1 protein-coding gene is annotated in these 423 nt (G+C 39.5%); it reads left to right on the top strand.

Going from position 1 to position 423, the window contains the following annotated elements; translation table 11 throughout:
* Window positions 1–423: transposase (locus ACFQNG_RS00960; RefSeq protein WP_379862918.1), on the top strand; the 423-nt coding region annotated here is incomplete at both ends.

Below are 423 nucleotides of genomic sequence, written 5' to 3'. Positions count from 1 at the left end.
GCTGTTGCTCTGGATTCTGGTTATTTAACTATGCCTATTTGTCGTGAATTGAGAGGACAAGGAATTTTTACGGTTATTGCACATCGGAGTTTTCGACCAGATAAAGACCTCTTTCCGAAATGGAGATTTAAGTATATTCCTGAGCAAGATGTATATCTTTGTCCAGCAAAGCATCAACTTACATATCGAACGACCAACCGTGAAGGATACAGACAGTACAAATCCAATCCCGAGATTTGTAAGCAATGTCCTTTTCTTAAGAATTGCACAAAGTCAAAGAATCACACAAAAATCCTAACATGTCATGTATGGGAAGATGCAAAAGAGTGGGTTAGACAAAATCGCTTGAGCCCACGTGGAAAAACTTTATATAAGCGTCGAAAAGAAACGATTGAACGTAGCTTCGCTGACGCGAAGGAACTT

It is taken from the genome of Laceyella putida, from assembly GCF_042665195.1.
GTDB lineage: Bacteria > Bacillota > Bacilli > Thermoactinomycetales > Thermoactinomycetaceae > Laceyella > Laceyella putida.
This window is presented reverse-complemented; position numbering and strand designations above follow the sequence as displayed.